The organism is Citrobacter sp. CF971, assembly GCF_006385635.1.
Taxonomy (GTDB): Bacteria; Pseudomonadota; Gammaproteobacteria; order Enterobacterales; family Enterobacteriaceae; genus Citrobacter; species Citrobacter freundii.
In genome coordinates, this window is sequence record NZ_CP041051.1 from 535195 (window position 1) to 556291 (window position 21097).

At 50.4% G+C, this 21097-nt stretch carries 24 protein-coding genes and 1 tRNA gene; 11 read left to right on the forward strand and 14 right to left on the reverse strand.

The genetic code is table 11. The annotated features are described in order from the left end of the window. Positions 1-93: 93 nt before the first annotated feature. Both E6P06_RS06050 and E6P06_RS28200 read left to right on the forward strand, forming a co-directional pair. Positions 94-1074 carry an IS5-like element ISKpn26 family transposase gene (locus E6P06_RS06050; protein ID WP_000019450.1) on the forward strand — a complete coding sequence of 327 codons (981 nt, stop codon included), beginning with the start codon at positions 94-96 and terminating at the stop codon, positions 1072-1074. Further along, a complete protein-coding gene (locus E6P06_RS28200; RefSeq protein ID WP_306419344.1) occupies positions 1056-1310 on the forward strand; it encodes a hypothetical protein in 255 nt (84 codons plus the stop codon). Before E6P06_RS06050 ends, E6P06_RS28200 begins: the two co-directional genes overlap by 19 nt. Before the next feature lie 252 nt (positions 1311-1562). Here E6P06_RS28200 and E6P06_RS06055 read toward each other — a convergent pair whose 3' ends face one another. The 7 genes from E6P06_RS06055 to aspA all read right to left on the reverse strand — a co-directional run bounded on the left by E6P06_RS06055 (position 1563) and on the right by aspA (position 8524). Further along, on the reverse strand, positions 1563-2021 hold the full coding sequence (locus E6P06_RS06055) for a hypothetical protein (RefSeq protein WP_045268678.1): 459 nt from the start codon (positions 2019-2021) through the stop codon (positions 1563-1565). 649 nt (positions 2022-2670) lie between these two features. Further along, positions 2671-2746: transfer RNA gene (locus E6P06_RS06060), tRNA-Phe, on the reverse strand. Positions 2747-2898: 152 nt separating this feature from the next. Next, positions 2899-3474 carry a transcriptional regulator gene (locus E6P06_RS06065; RefSeq protein ID WP_003025441.1) on the reverse strand — a complete coding sequence of 192 codons (576 nt, stop codon included), beginning with the start codon at positions 3472-3474 and terminating at the stop codon, positions 2899-2901. Positions 3475-3510: 36 nt separating this feature from the next. Next, a complete protein-coding gene (locus E6P06_RS06070) occupies positions 3511-5220 on the reverse strand; it encodes a protein-disulfide reductase DsbD (RefSeq protein WP_121540680.1) in 1710 nt (569 codons plus the stop codon). Then, complete coding sequence (gene cutA, locus E6P06_RS06075) at positions 5196-5543, reverse strand: divalent cation tolerance protein CutA (protein ID WP_003025447.1); 348 nt, start codon at positions 5541-5543, stop codon at positions 5196-5198. The genes E6P06_RS06070 and cutA overlap by 25 nt, the downstream gene beginning before the upstream one ends. A 127-nt stretch (positions 5544-5670) precedes the next feature. Continuing rightward, on the reverse strand, positions 5671-6972 hold the full coding sequence (dcuA, locus tag E6P06_RS06080) for an anaerobic C4-dicarboxylate transporter DcuA (protein ID WP_003025449.1): 1302 nt from the start codon (positions 6970-6972) through the stop codon (positions 5671-5673). 115 nt (positions 6973-7087) lie between these two features. Then, positions 7088-8524: an aspartate ammonia-lyase gene (gene aspA / locus E6P06_RS06085; RefSeq protein WP_003025452.1), complete on the reverse strand. Its 1437-nt coding sequence runs from the start codon at positions 8522-8524 to the stop codon at positions 7088-7090. Between the two features lie 338 nt (positions 8525-8862). Between aspA and E6P06_RS06090 the strand changes: the two genes are divergently transcribed. Next, positions 8863-9339 carry an FxsA family protein gene (locus tag E6P06_RS06090; RefSeq protein ID WP_003025457.1) on the forward strand — a complete coding sequence of 159 codons (477 nt, stop codon included), beginning with the start codon at positions 8863-8865 and terminating at the stop codon, positions 9337-9339. A gap of 49 nt (positions 9340-9388) precedes the next feature. Here the strand turns inward: E6P06_RS06090 and yjeH are convergent, their stop codons facing one another. After that, complete coding sequence (yjeH, locus tag E6P06_RS06095) at positions 9389-10654, reverse strand: L-methionine/branched-chain amino acid transporter (protein ID WP_003844990.1); 1266 nt, start codon at positions 10652-10654, stop codon at positions 9389-9391. Positions 10655-10929: 275 nt separating this feature from the next. On the opposite strand from yjeH, the gene E6P06_RS06100 reads away from it, so the two are divergent. From E6P06_RS06100 to E6P06_RS06110, 3 genes are all read left to right on the forward strand, one after another. Beyond that, a complete protein-coding gene (locus E6P06_RS06100; protein ID WP_000027827.1) occupies positions 10930-11223 on the forward strand; it encodes a co-chaperone GroES in 294 nt (97 codons plus the stop codon). Between the two features lie 43 nt (positions 11224-11266). Then, positions 11267-12913 carry a chaperonin GroEL gene (groL, locus tag E6P06_RS06105; RefSeq protein ID WP_003025464.1) on the forward strand — a complete coding sequence of 549 codons (1647 nt, stop codon included), beginning with the start codon at positions 11267-11269 and terminating at the stop codon, positions 12911-12913. Positions 12914-13047: 134 nt separating this feature from the next. Further along, on the forward strand, positions 13048-13401 hold the full coding sequence (locus E6P06_RS06110; RefSeq protein WP_003025468.1) for a DUF4156 domain-containing protein: 354 nt from the start codon (positions 13048-13050) through the stop codon (positions 13399-13401). Positions 13402-13580: 179 nt separating this feature from the next. Here the strand turns inward: E6P06_RS06110 and yjeJ are convergent, their stop codons facing one another. Beyond that, the gene (yjeJ, locus tag E6P06_RS06115) at positions 13581-14444 is read right to left on the reverse strand and encodes a YjeJ family protein (RefSeq protein ID WP_087879107.1); all 864 of its coding nucleotides are present in this window, start codon (positions 14442-14444) and stop codon (positions 13581-13583) included. A 184-nt stretch (positions 14445-14628) separates the two neighbouring features. Then, positions 14629-15657: an EF-P beta-lysylation protein EpmB gene (epmB, locus tag E6P06_RS06120; RefSeq protein WP_139935039.1), complete on the reverse strand. Its 1029-nt coding sequence runs from the start codon at positions 15655-15657 to the stop codon at positions 14629-14631. Positions 15658-15698: 41 nt separating this feature from the next. Here epmB and efp point away from each other — a divergent pair, with 41 nt between their 5' ends. The 3 genes from efp (at position 15699) to ecnB (ending at position 16711) form a co-directional block, all read left to right on the forward strand. After that, on the forward strand, positions 15699-16265 hold the full coding sequence (efp, locus tag E6P06_RS06125) for an elongation factor P (protein ID WP_003025478.1): 567 nt from the start codon (positions 15699-15701) through the stop codon (positions 16263-16265). A 57-nt stretch (positions 16266-16322) separates the two neighbouring features. Continuing rightward, entirely contained in the window at positions 16323-16457 is a 135-nt protein-coding gene (gene ecnA / locus E6P06_RS06130) for a lipoprotein antitoxin entericidin A (RefSeq protein ID WP_003830568.1), read from the forward strand. 107 nt (positions 16458-16564) lie between these two features. Next, positions 16565-16711, forward strand: a complete 147-nt coding sequence (gene ecnB / locus E6P06_RS06135; protein ID WP_003025482.1) for a lipoprotein toxin entericidin B — start codon at positions 16565-16567, stop codon at positions 16709-16711. A 30-nt stretch (positions 16712-16741) separates the two neighbouring features. Here the strand turns inward: ecnB and E6P06_RS06140 are convergent, their stop codons facing one another. After that, positions 16742-17341 carry a helix-turn-helix transcriptional regulator gene (locus E6P06_RS06140; protein ID WP_003025485.1) on the reverse strand — a complete coding sequence of 200 codons (600 nt, stop codon included), beginning with the start codon at positions 17339-17341 and terminating at the stop codon, positions 16742-16744. A gap of 255 nt (positions 17342-17596) precedes the next feature. Between E6P06_RS06140 and sugE the strand changes: the two genes are divergently transcribed. Next, entirely contained in the window at positions 17597-17914 is a 318-nt protein-coding gene (gene sugE, locus E6P06_RS06145; RefSeq protein ID WP_000118520.1) for a quaternary ammonium compound efflux SMR transporter SugE, read from the forward strand. On the opposite strand, the gene E6P06_RS06150 is transcribed toward sugE, so the two are convergent. Both E6P06_RS06150 and E6P06_RS06155 read right to left on the reverse strand, forming a co-directional pair. After that, positions 17911-18444 (reverse strand): lipocalin family protein, encoded by a 534-nt coding sequence (locus E6P06_RS06150; protein WP_003025522.1) that lies wholly within the window; start codon positions 18442-18444, stop codon positions 17911-17913. The genes sugE and E6P06_RS06150 overlap by 4 nt on opposite strands. 92 nt (positions 18445-18536) lie before the next feature. Next, complete coding sequence (locus E6P06_RS06155) at positions 18537-19682, reverse strand: class C beta-lactamase CMY-85 (RefSeq protein WP_063859877.1); 1146 nt, start codon at positions 19680-19682, stop codon at positions 18537-18539. 131 nt (positions 19683-19813) lie between these two features. Here E6P06_RS06155 and ampR point away from each other — a divergent pair, with 131 nt between their 5' ends. Continuing rightward, on the forward strand, positions 19814-20689 hold the full coding sequence (ampR, locus tag E6P06_RS06160; protein WP_016149439.1) for a LysR family transcriptional regulator AmpR: 876 nt from the start codon (positions 19814-19816) through the stop codon (positions 20687-20689). Positions 20690-20731: 42 nt separating this feature from the next. On the opposite strand, the gene frdD is transcribed toward ampR, so the two are convergent. After that, on the reverse strand, positions 20732-21088 hold the full coding sequence (gene frdD / locus E6P06_RS06165; RefSeq protein WP_003025535.1) for a fumarate reductase subunit FrdD: 357 nt from the start codon (positions 21086-21088) through the stop codon (positions 20732-20734). Positions 21089-21097 lie beyond the last annotated feature (9 nt).

The following is a 21097-nucleotide window of genomic DNA, read 5'->3' on the forward strand; positions in this document are numbered from 1 at the left end:
AAGACCAGGGAGCGAGCATACCTTGGGAAGGTGCGAACAAGTTCCTGATATGAGATCATCATATTCATCCGGAGCGCATCCCAGAGGGACATCATGAGCCATCAACTCACCTTCGCCGATAGTGAATTCAGCACTAAGCGCCGTCAGACCCGAAAAGAGATTTTCCTCTCCCGCATGGAGCAGATTCTGCCATGGCAGAATATGACCGCTGTCATCGAGCCGTTTTATCCCAAGGCGGGCAATGGCCGACGGCCCTATCCGCTGGAGACCATGCTGCGTATTCACTGCATGCAGCATTGGTACAACCTGAGCGACGGTGCCATGGAAGATGCCCTGTACGAAATCGCCTCCATGCGCCTGTTTGCCCGATTATCCCTGGATAGCGCCCTGCCGGATCGCACCACCATCATGAATTTCCGCCACCTGCTCGAGCAGCATCAACTGGCCCGTCAATTGTTCAAGACCATCAATCGCTGGCTGGCCGAAGCAGGCGTCATGATGACCCAAGGCACTTTGGTGGATGCCACCATCATTGAGGCACCCAGCTCTACCAAGAACAAAGAGCAGCAACGCGATCCGGAGATGCATCAGACCAAGAAAGGCAATCAGTGGCACTTTGGCATGAAGGCCCACATTGGTGTCGATGCCAAGAGTGGCCTGACCCACAGCCTAGTCACCACCGCGGCCAACGAGCATGACCTCAATCAGCTGGGTAATCTGCTGCATGGAGAGGAGCAATTTGTCTCAGCCGATGCCGGCTACCAAGGAGCGCCACAGCGCGAGGAGCTGGCCGAGGTGGATGTGGACTGGCTGATCGCCGAGCGTCCCGGCAGGGTAAAAACCTTGAAGCAGCATCCGCGCAAGAACAAAACGGCCATCAACATCGAATACATGAAAGCCAGCATCCGTGCCAGGGTGGAGCACCCGTTTCGCATCATCAAGCGGCAGTTCGGCTTCGTGAAAGCCAGATACAAGGGGCTGCTGAAAAACGATAACCAACTGGCGATGTTATTCACCCTGGCCAACCTGTTTCGGGTGGACCAAATGATACGTCAGTGGGAGAGATCTCAGTAAAAACCGGAAATAACGCCAGAAATGGTGGAAAAAATAGCCTAAATAGGCTGATTCGATGTGTTTGCGGGAAAAAAATCGGCCCAGATCCGCGAAATTTTAATCAGCGAGTCAGCTTGGGAAGAAATGACCTGCTTATTCGCACCTTCCTTAGTTTGTCCACTCCGTTTCAGAAGCTTAAATGGCCTTGTAATTATACATCGCGTTTTCAGGATAAATACATGAAAATAACACCATGATAATCATGACTGCTGCATCGCGCTCACGTTATTACTTCTTTTGAATGTAAGCATCCGGCTTAACAAAACTATTTGCTTATATAGAATTTCCAGAGAACGTTCAAGTATGATCTAGGCCAGTTTCGGCTCCTCGCTCATGGCAGGCTTTAGGGCGTTTCAGGCGGTCCGCTTAGTGCCAGAAGCGGATATTAAGAACATGATGGAGTTCAAAATAGCAGTCATCACCCCAATCTTACCTGATGCCTCTTGATGCTACTCAATCCCCATGGTCAACTTATTAAATTCACCTGGATCCAGTACCCGAGCATCAAGTGTTATGAACACCTCGTTGTAAATGCATCCAGACTTTTCAACGTTGTCTTTCCCGTCCACCCTCAATAGAAGACCCAATTTCCGATCAATAAACGTTCTAACCTTGGCACGTTCATCAACAGAGAGGACATAGAATCCGCTACCCAACATTCCCGTGGTGCGTTCGTCGATGGTTGTTCCTATTGCACCAGAAAGAAGAATATTAGTGCCGTAGGCTTTAAATAAACAGTCGGTCCATCCAGCGTTGATAGTCGAATCCTTACACATCTTGGATTTCTTAAACTGCTGATATATTAGAAGCCCCTCCTTATCCAGCTTTTCGCACTGATCAGCGATACCTTTGCCTGGATAGATGGCGCAGGATAGAAGTAGAGTTGTACTGAGTAGACGCCATCTCATTTATAGGCACCACCGTGGTTAAGGTTGCGTGAGTAGTCTCAACCATAACATCGTTCGGCAAAAGTGTTGTGGTAAAAACCTTATCTTTCCTCAATTCGTACATCCGTTTGTCAAATTTCCCCTCTTCGCTCACAGCGGACACTCAGGTTTAACAGTCCAGTACGTTTAGCTTACGGATAAATCATTTTATGATGGCGTGGAGAACGGGGGATTCTGAAAAGGTAAGAAGTGAAAGGGAAAAAAGAGCTTGTTGCAGGTGGACGGACTGGTGAAGATCCCCATGTGAATGGTGGAGAGTGTATGCTGCCAAGTTTCCCCGCTTGCTATTGGGGATTTCCCCACCTTATTCCCCGCGACAAAATCACGTTAAGGACAGCGGATTAAGGCAGAATGATAATTCCCCGTTTCCCCCGTGTTTTCTACTTCATTATGAATGATCTGAGAGAAAGGAACCGTAGAGGACCGTAGAGAGACCGTAGCTGTGAGGTAAGAAAAAAATACATCAGAAGATGTTGAGGTGTCTAAAAGTAACGAACATCTGCGAAAATGGCGAGAAATCCAGCAAACAAATAACGTGTTGCAACGACCAGAAATCTACCGTAGCCAGAAAAGAAAAAAGCCCCGCTTTGCAGCGAGGCCTTATGAATATTGGTGCCCGGACTCGGAATCGAACCAAGGACACGGGGATTTTCAATCCCCTGCTCTACCGACTGAGCTATCCGGGCAACGGGGCGCATTAAACCGTATTCACGTCTGTCAGTCAATCAAATTTCTGGAAACATTGTTCAACCGCTTAATATTGCGGCAATTTGCATGGTTATGCCTGAAGTTTGCACAAATCTTCCCGACAGATGCGGCTAAAACAGATAATGCTCGCTTAGGTCAGCGCACCGCCCATTCGGCACTGGGCAAAGCGTAAGATATCTTCAGCCAGGTGGTGTGCCGTTTCGACATCAGCATGACTACGATTAACCAGCATGCGGCTCAGGCAGCCTTCCAGCACCAGTTCCATCTGTTTGGCGACCATTGCCGGGTCGTCAACTTCCAGCGTCGTGAGCAGTTCATGGGTGAAGTCATGTGCTGCCTTTTTTTGCTGATCGGCTAACTGATGGATCGGATGCCCGGGATCAGGGTAAAACGTACAGGCGGCGATGAACAGACAGCCGGGATAGCGATTATTGCTCACGCATTCGGACAGTGCGGTGTAGCGCGCCAGTAATTTCTGCTCAGCGCTCAGGGTGTCATCCAGCAAAAGCTGACGCCGCCAGATATCCACCCGCTGGCTGAGGTAACGTAGCGCATCGTACAGAATGGCCTCTTTATCGGGCCAAAAGCGCTGCAGTTCATCCAGAGGATAATCGATACGTTCGGCCACCATTTCCAGCGTGGTATTGGCTATCCCTTGCACCTCAAGTAATTTCAGGGCTTCTCCCAGGACATCTTCACGTTGCACGGTATTCTCCTCCGTATTTCCTGTTGCAAGTGTCGCTCACGGTTGGCGATCGCGCAAATGTGCGCTGAAGGTAGCGGCATCCATAAAACCCGTTACCCGGGCCTCCGGATGCTCTTTTCCCTCGGCATCAAAGAACAAGATAGTCGGCAAACCTAAAACCTGTAGATGTTTCAGCAGAGCGACATCCTGGGCATTGTTTGCTGTCACATCCGCTTGCAACAGCACCGTGTTGCCTAGCGCTTGCTGAACCTGCGGATTACTGAACGTGTACTTTTCAAATTCCTTACAGGCTACACACCAGTCGGCATACAGATCCAGCATGACTGGCCTGCCTTTAGCTTGCTCCAGCGCTTGATTTAACGCATCTACCGATGCCACCGGCGTGAAGTTAAGGTGTGCCTGGGGTTGAGTATGCGGCGCGCCGAACGTCCAGTCTTGCAGTGGACGCACGCATACCAGTGCTGCGGCTAACAGGACAATCTGCACGATACGCATCCAGGCGTGCTTTGCCTGCAGGCTGGTAATGAACGCCCAGCCAAAGAACGCGACGCCTAACAGTGACCATAAGCGAACGCCCCACTCGTCACCAACGATACGTTCGAGTAAGAAGACGGGAAGCGCCAGAATGACAAAGCCAAAAGCGGTTTTGACATGTTCCATCCATGGGCCGCTTTTAGGCAACAGGCGATTGCCAAATACGGTAATCAGCATCAGAGGTAATCCCATCCCCAGCGCGTACAGATACAGCGTGCCGCCTCCCAGCCACATGTTCCCGCTCTGAGCGATATACAGCAAAATCGCGCTTAGCGGGGCCGTTGTGCAAGGAGAACAGATGAGGCCAGCAATCGCCCCCATCGCAAAGACGCTGCCGGGAGCTCCGCCTTGCTGGCGGTTACTCATTAGCGTGAGGCGCGTTTGCAGCGATGAAGGCAGTTGCAGTGTGAACAGGCCAAACATCGACAGAGCCAGCAGCGTAAAGATGACGGCAAGGCCAATCAGGACGTAGGGATGCTGAAGCGCAGCCTGGAACTGTAAACCGGCGGCAGCAACAACCAGACCCAGGGCGGTATAGGTGAGCGCCATCCCCTGGACATAGATAAACGTCAGCAGCAGTGCCCGTCCGGTTGATAAGCGTTGTTTGCCACCCAGTACGATTCCGGAAATCAGCGGATACATCGGCAGTACGCAAGGCGTAAACGCGATACCAATTCCAATCAGCAATGCCCACAGTGCGGAAAAGGGAAGTTGGGCCGTGGGCTGCGGTTTCTCTTGCGGATCTGTAGTGGCTGGGGCTGGCGCAGGGGAGGCCGCGGCACCGGCAGACACTTCACTTAATGGCACCGTTTTTGTTTCTGGTGGATAGCAAAATCCGGCGTCGGCGCAGCCCTGGTATGTGATCGTTAATGTTGCGCCAGACTTAGCCTGATTGACCGTGATCGGGATAGTCAGCTGTTTACGGTAAATCTCACTTTTGCCGTAAAACTCATCTTCATGCCAGACGCCTGGCGGCAGTTTTATCTCGGCAATATCGGCCTGAGATGGCGTAATGCTTATCTGTTTGCGATACAGATAATAGCCATCTTTAACCTGCCATGTGAGGTTCAGATCGTGTTGGTTTTGCTGAAAATCAAAAACAAACGCCCGATCGGCAGGTACAAACTGCGAGCGGCCAGGCGCGTCAAATAATCCAGCAAAGGTAGATGTGCTGCACAGCAGCAGGATCAGCGTAAGGATGCGTTGAGCCATGAGCGGTAATCAAAGTCTCCGTGAGTGACGGGTAAAACCAGAAGTTCAGGCGTTTGATACGGATGATGTGACTTCAGGCAATCGAGAAGGGCTTGCTGGTGTGTGACGGTGGTTTTTAAAATCATCTGCACTTCATATTCCTGTTCCAGTTTGCCTTCCCAATAGTAGAGGGAGGTCGCACCGGGTAGCAGGGTCACGCAGGCAGCCAGCTTTTCCGCCAGCACTTTGGCGGCGAGATCCTGGGCGGTTGCTTCATCCGGGGCGGTACAGAGCACCACAACGGTATCGGGGATGGAAATATCCTGACTCTTTACATCAAGCATAAACACCTCGAAAGAACAGAGTAACCAGCAAAAGAATGGTCACTATACAACGGACGAGGGAAGGATGTTAGCTAAAGCGGGGGGGGAGGAGGAACTGCAGGGCGCGAAGGCACCCTGCAGTAAAGTCTTACAGCATGAAGCTGCCCAGCAAGAAGCCGAAGCAGACAGCCAGAACCACACCCAGAGTACCTGGGATGAAGAACGGATGGTTAAAGACGAATTTACCGATGCGAGTTGTACCGGTGTCATCCATTTGAACCGCCGCAACCAGAGTTGGGTAGGTTGGCAGAATGAACAGACCAGAAACAGCGGCGAAAGATGCAACAGCCGTCAGTGGGGAAACGTTCAGAGCCAGAGCCATCGGCATCAGTGCTTTAGCGGTTGCAGCCTGAGAGTACAGCAGCGCGGAAGCAAAGAAGAAGATGACCGCCAGCAGCCACGGATGACCCTGAATTACGCTACCTGCAGTATCTTTGATCCAGTCAATGTTGTGAGATACGAAGGTATCACCCAGCCATGCAACACCCAGGATACAAATACAGGCGCTCATACCGGCTTTGAAGGTGCTGGAGTTCAGGATAGAGTCAGTTTCAACGCGGCAGACGATCGTGGTCAGCGTCGCGACGCTCAGCATGATGATCAGGATTGCGTTGGTGGTGTTCATCAGCGGTTTAGCGACCAGGCCAAGGCTTGGGCTGTTGATGATGGCGTATACAACTACGCAAACCACGCCCAGCAGGAACAACCAAACGGAGGTTTTCGCGCCAGCTTTGATTTCAACTTGTCTTTCACCGCGCAGTTCAACCAGGCCTTCTTCCAGACGCTTACGATAAATCGGGTCGTCAGACAGTTTGGAGTTGAACAGTGCGGTGATCAGGAAGGACATCACCAGAACGGCCAGCAGGGTGGACGGAATGACCACGGACAGCAGGTGAATGTAGCTGATGCCATGACCTTCCATGACGGAAGACATGTAAACCACGGCTGCGGAGATTGGAGAAGCCGTAATCGCAATCTGTGCAGAAACCACTGCGGTAGAGAGCGGACGGCAAGGCTTGATACCTTGTTCCTTCGCAACTTCAGCGATAACTGGCAGCGTTGCCAGAGAGATGTTGCCAGTACCGGCAAAGATAGTCAGGAAATAGGTCACGATAGGTGCAAGGATCGTGATGTATTTCGGGTTCTTACGCAGCAGTTTTTCAGTTTGGTGAACCAGGTAGTCCAGACCACCGGCAATCTGCATGGCAGAGATAGCAGCGATAACCGCCATGATAATGGAAATAACATCGAACGGAATATTACCTGGTTTTACGCCGATAGCGGCAAGAACCAGAACACCCAGCCCACCTGCAAATCCAATACCGATACCCCCAAGTCTGGCACCTAAAAAGATTGCCAGCAAAACGATGATAAGTTCTAAAACTATCATATTAGCCTTCCTTGTTGTTTAACAAGTTGATATTAAATTGTTGTTTTTAAGTAACTTCGAGTAAGAAAAAAGGCACGTCATCATGACGTGCCTTCTCCGGTACTACCCTACACGATTACTGTTCGCTTTCATCAGTATAACGTTTTGCTTTATAAGCAGGGTGCATCAGGTTCTGTGCAGAGAAGATATCGTCCAGTTCAGACTCGGTCAACAGACCGCGTTCCAGGACAACTTCACGTACGCTCTTACCAGTTTCGGCACAAATTTTACCGACGATGTCGCCGTTGTGGTGACCGATGAACGGGTTGAGGTAAGTAACGATGCCGATGGAGTTGAATACAAACGCTTCACAGACTTCTTTGTTAGCAGTGATACCACTAACGCATTTTTCCAGCAGGTTGTAGCAAGCGTTGCTCAGAATGTGAATGGATTCAAACATTGCCTGACCAATGACCGGCTCCATTACGTTCAGCTGCAGCTGACCAGCTTCAGATGCCATGGTGACAGTGATGTCGTTACCGATGACTTTGAAGCAAACCTGGTTTACGACTTCCGGAACAACCGGGTTCACTTTAGCTGGCATGATAGAAGACCCAGCCTGCAGTTCCGGCAGGTTGATCTCGTTCAGACCCGCACGCGGACCAGAGGAGAGCAAACGCAGGTCGTTACAGATTTTGGACATCTTCACAGCCAGACGTTTCAGTGCGCCGTGCACCATAACGTATGCGCCACAGTCAGAAGTTGCTTCAATCAGGTCTTCTGCCGGAACACAGGCGAAGCCAGTGACTTCAGCCAGTTTCTGTACTGCCAGCGGAGAGTACTCTTTCGGCGTGTTCAGACCAGTACCGATTGCTGTTGCGCCGAGGTTAACTTCCAGCAGCAGCTCAGCGGTACGCCCAATGTTTTTCACTTCTTCTTTCAGCAGTACGCTGAAAGCACGGAATTCCTGACCGAGAGTCATCGGTACAGCATCCTGCAGCTGGGTACGACCCATTTTCAGGATGTCCTGGAATTCATCGGCTTTTTTCTCAAAGCCTTCACGCAGCTGGTTCAGTGCATCAATCAGTTTGATGATGGATGCGTATACAGCGATACGGAAGCCAGTTGGGTATGCATCGTTGGTAGACTGACATTTGTTAACGTGGTCGTTCGGGTTCAGGTACTGATATTCACCTTTCTGGTGACCCATCAGTTCCAGACCGATATTGGCCAGAACTTCGTTGGTGTTCATGTTGACGGAGGTACCCGCACCACCCTGGTAAACGTCTACCGGGAACTGATCCATGCATTTTCCGTTATTCAGGACTTCATCACACGCCGCGATGATGGCATTTGCCACACTCTTAGGAATGGTTTGCAGCTCTTTGTTGGCCATTGCCGCTGCCTTTTTAACCATTACCATACCGCGAACAAATTCAGGAATATCGCTGATTTTGCTGTTGCTAATGTAGAAGTTTTCAATCGCTCTCAGAGTGTGGACACCGTAGTAGGCGTCCGCTGGAACTTCCCTGGTACCCAACAAGTCTTCTTCGATACGAATGTTGTTTAACATGTGAACCTTCTTTTTCAAGCTGCCAATGATTTGACTAAACACACAGGATATATGTGATTTCGATTGTTTCTCGACCGACGATTATCCCCTGCATCGGTCTGATACCCGAGATCATATGCTGGTTAAGGATTTCTACCGTAATCTGGATCACTTAAAGCGTGGAATTTACCCCTTATTTATTATTCTGTGAAATGGATCACCCCTTTGTGATTAACCCTAAATATTAGTGTACAAGCCACTTGAAATTTTGCTAACCACCACAATATCAAATCGATGCGATTAACATAATTTTTCGAACAGAAGTTGAACAAAACGGCTGTTATTAACAGGAGATCCCTTTGCGCTGGATACCATTACTTGCCATTTTTCTCTATGTTTACATAGAGATATCTATTTTTATTCAGGTTGCCCATGTGATGGGCGTCCTGATGACGCTGATTTTGGTTATTTTTACGTCGGTTATCGGTATGTCTCTGGTTCGTAATCAGGGATTTAAGAACTTTTTACTGATGCAACAAAAAATGGCGGCTGGTGAAAGTCCGGCTGCAGAAATGATCAAAAGTGTATCGCTGATTATCGCCGGTCTGCTGTTGGTACTGCCTGGTTTTTTCACCGATTTCCTCGGTCTTCTTCTTTTATTACCCCCGGTGCAAAAACATCTAACGATGAAACTGCTGCCACATTTACGTTTTTCGCGTATGCCTGGCGGTGGTTTTAGCGCCGGAACCGGTGGCGGTGAGACTTTTGATGGTGAATTTCAGCGCAAGGATGACAAGCGCGACAGCATCGAACATAAAGACGATCGTCGGGATTAAGCCTCAGTATGTAGGCCGGATAAGCGTTAGCGCCATCCGGCAAAAGTGTTTATAGGCCGGATGATGGCGTCAACGTTGCTTTATCCGGCCTGCGGGGTAAAAACAGCCACAGCCCTGCCAGCATAATCAACGCGTACAAACTCTTCCAGCCGACCATTGCCAGTAGTAGTAGGCACAGCAGACCACCAATGACCGCCAGTGCGCGGTAATGCCCTTTCAGTAATCGACAACCCGCCAACATGCACAGCAAATAAATCATAATAAAGATGCCGTTGGCGTAGACGATTAACGCATCGAGATTGATTTGCAGCATATAGATGCACAGAGTACTGACTACGCAGCAGCCCAATACGGCGTTTAGCGCATTGCGCGGAAGGTGGCGGGGGGACAGACGAGCCAGATAACTCTCAGGCTTATACTGCGCTTGCGACCAGACCAGTCGAGCGAAACTTTGAATATAAATGTTGAGGCTGGCAAAACAGGCCAAATAACCAATGATGCAGGCGACCCACAGTGCCTGTACACCAAACAGTTGCACGACGATTTCTGGCAGCGATGCTGCGGCGGCCATTTGCTCGCCGTAGGCACCAAAATGGAGAACGACGACGGTGCATGCCCAATAAACAGATCCAGCCAGCAGCAGGCCAATCATCAGCGCGCGTGGGAAGTCTCGTTCCGGATTTTTGAATTCAGACGCCAGGTGAGCAAACGCTTCGAGGCCAACAAAACACCAGAACATCACCGACAGCGCGGCGAACAGACCGGGGAGTTCAATATCGCTAATTGCAGGGAAGGGTATTTCACCTGGTTTCAGATCGCCCGCCCACCAGATAGCAACAACGAGGGCAACAATCAGTCCGGCAATGACCGTTTGCAGATTAGCGCTTGAGCTTGCGCCGCGGGAGCCGATGTACCAAACCAATGCCAGCGTACCCAGCTCAGCCAGCAGAAGCTGCTCGTCATGCCAGCCAAACATCGCCTGACCGAATCCGGCGGCGATGTGCAATGCCGCAGGCAAGCCGACAGGAATGACCGACAAAAATAGCCATCCGGTGACGCGCTCCAGTCGTGAACCAAAGGCCATGCCGACAAAATGCGCCACACCGCCTGCGCTGGGGAAATGACGACCCAGTACGGCGAAGACAATCGCCACCGGAAAGACCAAAACAATCAGCACCGGCCATGCCCACAGGCTGTTGTTGCCCGCAACCAGTGCGGCCAGCGCGGGGACGGCAAAAACGCCTGTACCTAACAATGATGTCGACAACAGGCCAATGCCCTGAGCCAGTCCCAGCTCTTGTTTCAGTCCACTCATAAGTTGTTATCCGTTTATGCCCGTTGACCGGGCTATAGCGCAGATTTTTGATGGTATCACAATCAGATTTGCTTATGACGACGTGACTGAAATCGTTATGAAATGTGAGGTGTGTCGGCGTTTTGACGGGATTTTCTGCTGATAAAAAATTTTTTTCGCTTGCCCCCTTGAAGGCACAAAACCCCATCCCCATCTCTCTGGTCACTAGCCGGGAAACCGTTTACGGGCCGGCGTCACCCATAACTGATAAAGACTTTCTCAAAGGAGAGCTATCAATGAGTATTCGTCCGTTACATGATCGTGTGATCGTCAAACGTAAAGAAGTTGAATCCAAATCTGCTGGCGGCATCGTACTGACTGGTTCTGCAGCAGGTAAATCAACTCGTGGCGAAATCATCGCTGTCGGTAAGGGTCGCATCCTGGACAACGGTACCGTACAGCCGCTGGACGTGAAAGTCGGCGATATCGTTATTTTCAACGATGGCTACGGTGTTAAATCTGAGAAGATCGACAATGAAGAAGTGTTGATCATGTCTGAAAGCGACATCCTGGCAATTGTTGAAGCCTAATCCGCGAACGACACTGAACATACGAATTTAAGGGAAAGAGAAAATGGCAGCTAAAGACGTAAAATTCGGTAACGACGCTCGTGTGAAAATGCTGCGCGGCGTAAACGTACTGGCAGATGCAGTGAAAGTTACCCTCGGTCCAAAAGGCCGTAACGTAGTTCTGGATAAATCTTTCGGTGCACCGACCATCACTAAAGATGGTGTTTCCGTAGCACGTGAAATCGAACTGGAAGACAAGTTCGAAAACATGGGTGCGCAGATGGTGAAAGAAGTTGCCTCTAAAGCGAACGACGCTGCAGGTGACGGTACCACCACCGCAACCGTACTGGCTCAGTCCATCATCACTGAAGGCCTGAAAGCCGTTGCTGCGGGCATGAACCCGATGGATCTGAAACGTGGTATCGACAAAGCTGTCGCTGCTGCTGTTGAAGAACTGAAAGCACTGTCCGTACCGTGCTCCGACTCTAAAGCTATTGCTCAGGTTGGTACCATCTCCGCTAACTCCGACGAAACCGTAGGTAAACTGATCGCTGAAGCGATGGACAAAGTCGGTAAAGAAGGCGTGATCACCGTTGAAGACGGTACCGGTCTGCAGGACGAACTGGACGTGGTTGAAGGTATGCAGTTCGACCGTGGCTACCTGTCTCCTTACTTCATCAACAAGCCGGAAACTGGCGCAGTAGAACTGGAAAGCCCGTTCATCCTGCTGGCTGACAAGAAAATCTCCAACATCCGCGAAATGCTGCCGGTTCTGGAAGCTGTAGCGAAAGCAGGCAAACCGCTGCTGATCATCGCTGAAGATGTTGAAGGCGAAGCGCTGGCAACTCTGGTTGTTAACACCATGCGCGGTATCGTGAAAGTCGCTGCGGTTAAAGCACCTGGCTTCGGCGATCGTCGTAAAGCAATGCTGCAGGATATCGCTACCCTGACCGGTGGTACCGTTATCTCTGAAGAGATCGGTATGGAGCTGGAAAAAGCAACTCTGGAAGATCTGGGCCAGGCGAAACGCGTTGTTATCAACAAAGATACCACCACCATCATCGATGGCGTGGGCGACGAAGCTGCAATCCAGGGTCGCGTGACTCAGATTCGTCAGCAGATCGAAGAAGCAACTTCCGACTATGACCGTGAAAAACTGCAGGAGCGCGTAGCGAAACTGGCAGGCGGCGTTGCGGTTATCAAAGTTGGTGCTGCGACTGAAGTTGAAATGAAAGAGAAGAAAGCCCGCGTTGAAGATGCCCTGCACGCTACCCGTGCTGCGGTAGAAGAAGGCGTGGTTGCTGGTGGTGGCGTTGCGCTGATTCGCGTAGCGTCTAAAATTGCCGGCCTGAAAGGTCAGAACGAAGACCAGAACGTAGGTATCAAAGTTGCGCTGCGCGCAATGGAATCCCCACTGCGTCAAATCGTACTGAACTGCGGCGAAGAGCCGTCTGTAGTGGCTAACACCGTGAAAGCCGGTGACGGTAACTACGGTTACAACGCTGCAACTGAAGAATACGGCAACATGATCGACATGGGTATCCTGGATCCAACCAAAGTAACTCGTTCTGCTCTGCAGTACGCGGCTTCTGTTGCGGGTCTGATGATCACCACCGAGTGCATGGTTACCGACCTGCCGAAAGGCGATGCACCTGACTTAGGTGCTGCTGGTGGTATGGGCGGCATGGGTGGAATGGGCGGCATGATGTAATCATGTTGTTCTGAACCTCTCAGAATTGAGAAACCCCTGGGCAGAAATGTCCGGGGGTTTTTCTTTTGGTCATCTTTTTAGTATATGATTCAGCTACGGACATAACGTCCAACTAATTGATCATGGGGAATGACATGCACGTGAAATATTTAGCAGGGATCGTTGGTGCCGCGCTACTGATGGCGGGTTGTAGCTCCAGCAACGAACTGAGTTCAGCCGGGCAAAGCGTACGCTTTGTCGAAGACAAGCCTGGCGCAGAGTGCCAACTGATAGGCACGGCAACCGGTAAGCAAAGCAACTGGCTTTCTGGCCAGCACGGCGAAGAGGGCGGCTCAATGCGTGGCGCAGCAAACGATCTGCGTAACCAGGCTGCGGCAATGGGCGGTAACGTGATTTATGGCGTCAGCAGCCCATCGCAGGGAATGCTGTCCAGCTTTGTTCCTACCGCCAGTGAGATGATTGGACAGGTTTATAAGTGCCCTAACTGATTACACTTCATCCTTCAACCAGCCTCTTTGTTGGCTGCGCTGTGAAACCCCAGTCACATAGTTATCTATGCTCCTGGGGATTTTCTTCGTTTGCCGCCGCGATGCAGATTGAATGATTTTGTGTAATAAAGTGGCCTGGACAGACTCATGCAATCGTAGGCCTGATAAGCGCAGCGCCATCAGGCATTCTGAGTCTTATGTGCAGACTGAACGCGTAAATGATGCAGTGCGCGCAGGCACTGATCCTGATTGAGCTTTTGCGTCTTATCACCCGTCAACGTTCTGATAAATACCTGGCACGGTACACCGGCAAGTTTTTTCAGCCGTGGGCTGAAATCGAGCAGGCGGCGAGTAATGGCTTCGGCCTCTTTGCTGCCGGAAGCGGCGCGAGTTTTTACTACCGAACCACAGAAATGGGCTTTTCCTTTATCATCCGTATAGCGGTAAATAATCGCCAGATAATGATTAAACAGGTTATGTTTCCATTCGGGTTGTGTATAAGAGTCGTATTCCAGATTGTCGTTTTGCTGGCAATCTACATCGTACAGCGGTAGGAAATCCAGCAGCGATGTAATTCGTAGCGCTAAATCCCGCATGCCAGCATTATTTATTGCATGAATAATTGCATGCGCCAACACCTGAATCTGTAATTCATTAACCAGTAATTCATCTTTTTTCCCGTCATGTAGCGTCAGAGAAAATGCTAAGTTTTCCCCTTTATCATCCACTAACGTCAGTGAATCTATGCGAAGGTTAATATCCGCATTTTTTAGCTCATCTTCCTGAATTAACGGAATGTTTTCGTGCATCTTTTTGCTGGCTTTCTCGCATTCTTTCTCATACTGCACACGCTTGTCTTCGCTTAGTTGATGTTTGGTGGATAGCCTGCTTTCCAGAGCAATAAGCAAGTCTCTTAGCCCAAGCGGAGAAAGAAAAAACAACGACTCCTTATTTCTTGGCTCTTTTATCTTTAATGCCAAAGCAACAAATTCATTCTTTTGACGAATAACGCCGGTATTAACGCCCTTAATACTTATAGCCATAAAAGGTTCTCCCTAACCATATATTTATAAATGCTCTGCATTTGAAACTATTGATAAAATTTACGAATGAATGATTTTACAGCGCTAATTAAAATAGCACATATTAAAAGTGCGGCTCCACCTGCAGGGATATTAAATAATCGTGATCGATAGCGAGTGTCCGGAATCGGACACTCGCTAATGGTTATTGTTGGCGTAACTGCAGGTCCAACGGCGTTTTACTTGGCTCTCCGCCAATTTCACGCGCCAGTTTGGGGACCATGTAACCGGAAACCAGTGTCAGCAGTTCACGCATAATGTGACGCGCTTCATCATCGCTGACAATAAAGTGGGCGGCACCCTGTACTTTATCCAGCACGTGCAGGTAATAGGGCATCACACCGGCATCAAATAGTGCGTTGCTAAGGTTAGCCAGGGTTTGTGCGTTATCGTTCACGCCACGCAGCAATACGCTTTGGTTGAGTAGCGTAACGCCCGCGGCGCGCAGACTACTCATCGCCTGGCGAAACGTCTCATCAACTTCATTGGCATGGTTAATGTGATTGACCAGCAGAATCTGCAGCGTGGAGCGCGCAAAACGTTCGACCAGTCCTTCGGTAATGCGCGCAGGGATCACTATCGGCAAACGGCTGTGAATACGCAGGCGTTTAATGTGCGGAATGGCTTCCAGTTGCGTGAGCAACCAGTCCAGTTCGTGGTCTTTGGCCATTAACGGATCGCCACCAGAGAAGATGATTTCATCCAGCTCAGGATGCGCGGTAATGTAGTCGAGAGCGACCTGCCAGTTGCGTTTATTGCCTTGGTTTTCGGCATATGGGAAGTGTCGACGGAAGCAATAGCGACAATTCACCGCACAACCGCCTTTGACCAGCAACAGTGCCCGATTGCGATATTTATGCAGCAGACCGGGAACCACACTGTGCTGTTCTTCTAGCGGGTCGGTTGAGTAACCTGGCGCAGCAACAAACTCTTCCTGGGAGGTAAGTACCTGACGCAAAAGCGGATCGTCCGGGTTACCTTTCTCCATGCGGGCAATAAACGCGCGCGGCACGCGCAGGGCGAAAAGCCGTCTCGCGTCGCGTCCGGCCAACAGTTTTTCATCTGCGTCTATATTCAAAAGATGCAGAAGTTCATCGGGATCGGTCACAACATCGGCAAGTTGCGATAACCAATCTTCTCTGGATGGGGTATTTAGGGTTACAATATGCGCCATTTTGTGGCTTAGCTACCAGTTAACAATTTTCAGAGGGCCTTATGGCAACGTACTATAGCAACGATTTTCGTGCTGGTCTTAAAATCATGTTGGACGGCGAACCTTATGCGGTTGAAGCCAGCGAATTCGTTAAACCAGGTAAAGGCCAGGCGTTTGCGCGCGTTAAGCTGCGTCGCCTGCTGACCGGTACTCGCGTAGAGAAAACCTTCAAGTCTACTGACTCCGCTGAAGGCGCAGACGTAGCCGACATGAACCTGACTTTCCTGTATAGCGACGGTGAGTTCTGGCACTTTATGAATAACACCACTTTCGAACAGCTGGCTGCTGACGAGAAAGCGGTAGGCGATAACGCTAAATGGCTGCTGGACCAGGCTGAATGCATCGTGACCCTGTGGAACGGTCAGCCGATCTCTGTAACTCCGCCGAACTTCGTTGAGCTGGAAGTTGTTGAAACCGACCCAGGTCTGAAAGGCGATACCGCTGGTACTGGCGGCAAACCGGCTACCCTGTCTACCGGCGCAGTCGTTAAAGTTCCGCTGTTCGTACAGATCGGCGAAGTGATCAAAGTGGATACCCGCTCCGGCGAATACGTTTCTCGCGTAAAATAAGTCTTCCATTTGATCTTATGGCGCAGGTTGCTGCGCCATACTTTTTCCAGGGCAGGAATGATGAAACGTCTTCTCGGTCTTGTAATGCTACTCCTTTTCACCAGCACCCTCCTGACGGGATGCAATACCGCGCGCGGCTTCGGTGAAGACATCAAACATCTTGGCAATTCAATCTCTCACGCTGCCAGCTAATCATTTCATATAGTCTTAAAAACGGTTGTTTATCCATCACACTCCCAGATCTTGTCTATTATTAAGTAGCTATACACAAACAATATTGGCTAGAAAAGGAAGACGTTATGGTTAAGAAGACAATTGCTGCGATCTTTTCTGTGTTGGTACTTTCTTCCGTTTTAACCGCGTGTAATACCACACGAGGCGTAGGACAGGATATTTCTGAAGGCGGTAGCGCCATTTCTGGTGCAGCGACAAAAGCTCAGCAATAATGAAGAACGGTACGACGTCGTGTCGTACCGTTAATCTCCCTTCCCTGGGAGTGACAGAAACGGCGAGAAGCGGTTCCCCAGGTGCAGTTTCATACGGATATTCCGCTTATAGGTGTAGACCGTTTTGCCATGTATGCTGAGTGCGGCGGCAATGGCATTGTTACTCACACCATCCATCCACATTGATAATACTTTCTCCTCCTGCGGCGTAAGCAAAGGCGTGGCGTTTTTGGGTATTTCTAATGCGGGGCGAACCTGAAGTGCTTCCTGAATTGTGTGGGAGAGTGTGTTCAGCGTGGTGTGCTTGGTCAAGACCGAATGAGCTACAGATTGAGAGGGCGCGATGGGGGCATGCTGTCTATCTGCTGATTGCAGTAAAATCAGTGGGATGACGCCACAACTCATAAAAAAAGGGTTAATTGGCGGACTGGAGTGCGTCTCGCTAATAAAACTGTATAAATCCGCGATCACCAGATGCGGTTTCCATTGCAAAATATGCTCTTTTGCTAACAGGAGATTATTGATTCCTGATACCAGAAATGAAGAGCTGAACCTGCCAGAATGATTAAGCAAGGCCTCTATCCCTGTGCGGGTAAAGTGGCACCGGTCAATCACTAAAATTTTAAGCATAAACGTTTCGCATTCAGAAGAGGGGCAATCGACTTTCCGTTTCAGAAAGCCCTTCATCATAGAGAACTCCGATGAGTGCCAAATGCGGGAACTACGCCGCTAATTATGCTTAATTCTTGCTTTTAGCAGGCAATGAATAAAAAGGTTGAAATTCATTTTCTTCCGGGCAAAAATGCCATTTCACACATCAGCTTTGTAGGACGACCTGCAAACGCTTCTTTCACCGGGGACGGCCCCATTGTTCTGGAGCCTGATATGTCCTGGATCGTTTTATTAATTGCAGGTTTGCTCGAAGTCGTCTGGGCGATTGGCCTGAAATATACCCACGGTTTTACGCGTCTTACGCCAAGCATTATCACTATTGCGGCGATGATCGTCAGTATTGCCATGCTCTCCTGGGCAATGCGCACATTACCTGTAGGAACCGCTTATGCGGTCTGGACCGGCATTGGCGCTGTCGGGGCGGCCATTACAGGGATTTTGCTGCTGGGTGAATCTGCCAGCCCGGCGCGTTTGCTGAGCCTTGGGCTGATCGTTGCTGGCATTATTGGTCTGAAGCTGAGCACTCACTAAGCGCCAGGCTGTTTCACCCAAATCAGCTTATTCACCTCAAACCCTTCCCGGGTCGCGATGGCTAACATTTGCTGTTTCATTTCATCTGAAATAGTTGGGGTCCGTGAAAGGATCCACAGGTAGTCGCGATCCGGACCGCAAACCAGCGCGTGACGATATTCCCGGTCGAGTGCAATTACGTTATACCCACCATAGAAGGGGCCGAAGAATGATACTTTAAGCGCGGCCGTGCTTGGGTCGCCGGTGAAATAGGCTTTCCCTTCCGTTTTCTGCCACATCTCCCTGTCAGGGTTATAGCCCTTGTTAATAACGTTGATGCCGCCGTCGTCGCGCAAGCTGTACGTTGCGGTCACTTTATCCAACCCGCGCTCGAAACGATGGTCGAAGCGCGCAATTTCATACCATGTTCCCAGATAGCGTTTGGCATCAAAGTTATTCACCACGGTAACGCCTTTCGGCGGTGTTGGGGAGCTGCAAGCGACAACCAGGAATGCAGCCGTAACTGCAGCAACGACGGGCAGAATGCGCATAGTGTTTTCCTTACTGTTTTTTGTTAAGTGTAGATGACAGCAGGAAAAAAAGAGCAAGAAAGGAGGTCCGATTTACCGGACCCCTCTGTCAGTTATTGCAGTTTTTCAAGAATGCGCCAGGCCGCCTCGACGCGGACAGGGTTAGGATAGCTTTTGTTTGCCAGCATCACTATGCCAAGGTTTTTTTCTGGAACGAAGGCAACGTAGCTGCCAAATCCACCTGTGGATCCCGTTTTATGCACCCATGAGGCTTTCACGGCAGGTGCTGGCGGGTTTACCTCAACGGCGGGAAGCGCTGCCAATGCCACTTTGCTGTCGCTGCCGTTGATGATCGAATCAGCTTTCAGCGGCCAGTTCAGCATCTCCCAGCCTAATCCCTGGTACATATCACCAATACGCCAGTAGCGAGACTGCGCAAGCTCAATGCCCAGCTGGAGCGTTTTCTCCTGAACGTGGCTGGCGTCCATGTTGGCCTGAACCCAGCGGGCCATATCGATAACGCTGGATTTCACGCCATAGGCTTCGGCGTCAAGTTGTCCCGGAGAAACGTGCAAAGGCTTCCCTTCGAGATAGCCCCAGGCATAGTTTTTTTGTTCGCTTTGCGGAACCGTAATCCAGGTATGCGCCAGTTTTAATGGTTGCAGGACGCGTCTGGTCATTGCCTCTTCGTAGCTCATACCTGAAGATTTCACCGCCAGCGCACCAAACAGACCAATGCTGGAGTTAGCGTAAAGACGCTTAGCGCCCGGAGTCCATTGTGGTTGCCAGTTTTGATAAAAGCGCAGTAATGCGGCTTTATCCGTAACGTCATCGGGGATCTGCAGCGGCAGGCCACCCGCTGTATAGGTGGCTAAGTGCAGCAGGCTGATACCCCGCCACTGTTTGCCTGTCAGTTCTGGCCAGTATTTCGTGACCGGATCGCTGAGCTTAATTTCGCCGCGGGCGATAGCGTCGCCGCCCAACACGCCGTTAAACGTCTTACTGACCGACCCTAGCTCAAACAGCGTTTGCTGCGTGACTGGGTGGTTATTGGCGATATCGGCTTTACCCCAGGTAAAGTAATAAGGTTTCCCCTCGTAGATAATCGCCACGGCCATACCCGGAATAGCCTGCTCCTGCATCAGTGGTGTGATGGTGCGGTTAACGATATCGGCAATTTGTTGTTCTGTTTTTGCGGCAGCAAACGTGGAGAAAGAGGCTGTCAGCAGCAGCGCGCAGCATATCGATTTTTTCATCATGAAATCAGTTCCGTAATTAAAAGCAAAAGGGTGTCCGGGCCCGTCAGACGCAATCAGTGTGTTTGATTTGCACCGTGTTGACAAACGGTTAAATTTAGCAGCAGATATAAGTTTTTCTAACAGGCTTAATGATGACGCGTAGCTATATCCCTCTTAACTCGCTGCGGGCTTTTGAAGCCGCGGCCAGACATCTCAGCTTTACCCGCGCTGCGATTGAGCTCAACGTGACGCATTCTGCCATCAGCCAGCATGTCAAATCGCTGGAGCAGCAGCTGAATTGTCAGCTTTTTGTGCGCGGTTCTCGTGGATTAATGTTGACGACTGAAGGGGAAAGTCTGTTACCTGTACTTAATGACTCCTTCGATCGTATGGCGGGGATGTTGGATCGTTTTGCCACTAAACAGACCCAGGAAAAACTTAAAATTGGCGTAGTGGGAACCTTTGCTATCGGCTGTCTTTTCCCGCTGTTGAGCGATTTTAAGCGCAGTTACCCACATATTGATTTGCATATTTCTACCCATAACAATCGCGTGGATCCCGCCGCCGAAGGGCTGGATTATACCATTCGCTACGGTGGGGGAGCCTGGCACGATACCGATGCGCAATATTTATGTAGCGCGCTGATGTCTCCACTGTGTTCGCCAACATTGGCTTCGCAGATTCAAACGCCTGCGGATATCCTGAAATTTCCGTTATTACGATCGTATCGGCGGGATGAATGGGCGCTTTGGATGCAGGCGGCCGGAGAGGCGCCTCCGTCACCGACGCACAATGTGATGGTGTTTGATTCGTCAGTCACCATGTTGGAAGCTGCACAGGCGGGAATGGGTGTGGCAATTGCGCCAGTCAGAATGTTCACGCATTTACTCAGCAGTGAACGTATCGTTCAGCCGTTTTTAACGCAGATTGATTTGGGAAGCTACTGGATAACGCGTTTGCAATCTCGCCCGGAGACGCCTGCGATGCGTGAATTTTCCCGTTGGTTGACCGGGGTGCTGCACAAATAAAAAAGGCCCGCCAATGGCGGGCCTGATAATTAACGCATGTACTTAGATGGTCAGAATACCAATCGCCGTTACAACGGTCAGGATAGCTGCCAGTCCGTAGAATACCCATTTGCCAGCCGGCACGTGGATTTTCAGGTCATGCATCGCGTGGTGCATACGGTGTAAACCACACCACAGCGGCAGAACGATCATCAGGAACAGAAACGCACGTCCGATGAAGCTCTGAGCGAATGCCAGTACGCGTTCATAGCTGAAAGCATCAGGAACAAAGCCCAGCGGCAGCATAATGCCTACCAGCAGGATCATTACCGGCGCAATGATTGCGCTCCACATACCGCCTGCACCAAACAGGCCCCAGAATACGGGTTCGTCAGAGCGTTTTGGATTTGGATTAATCATTCCGGACTC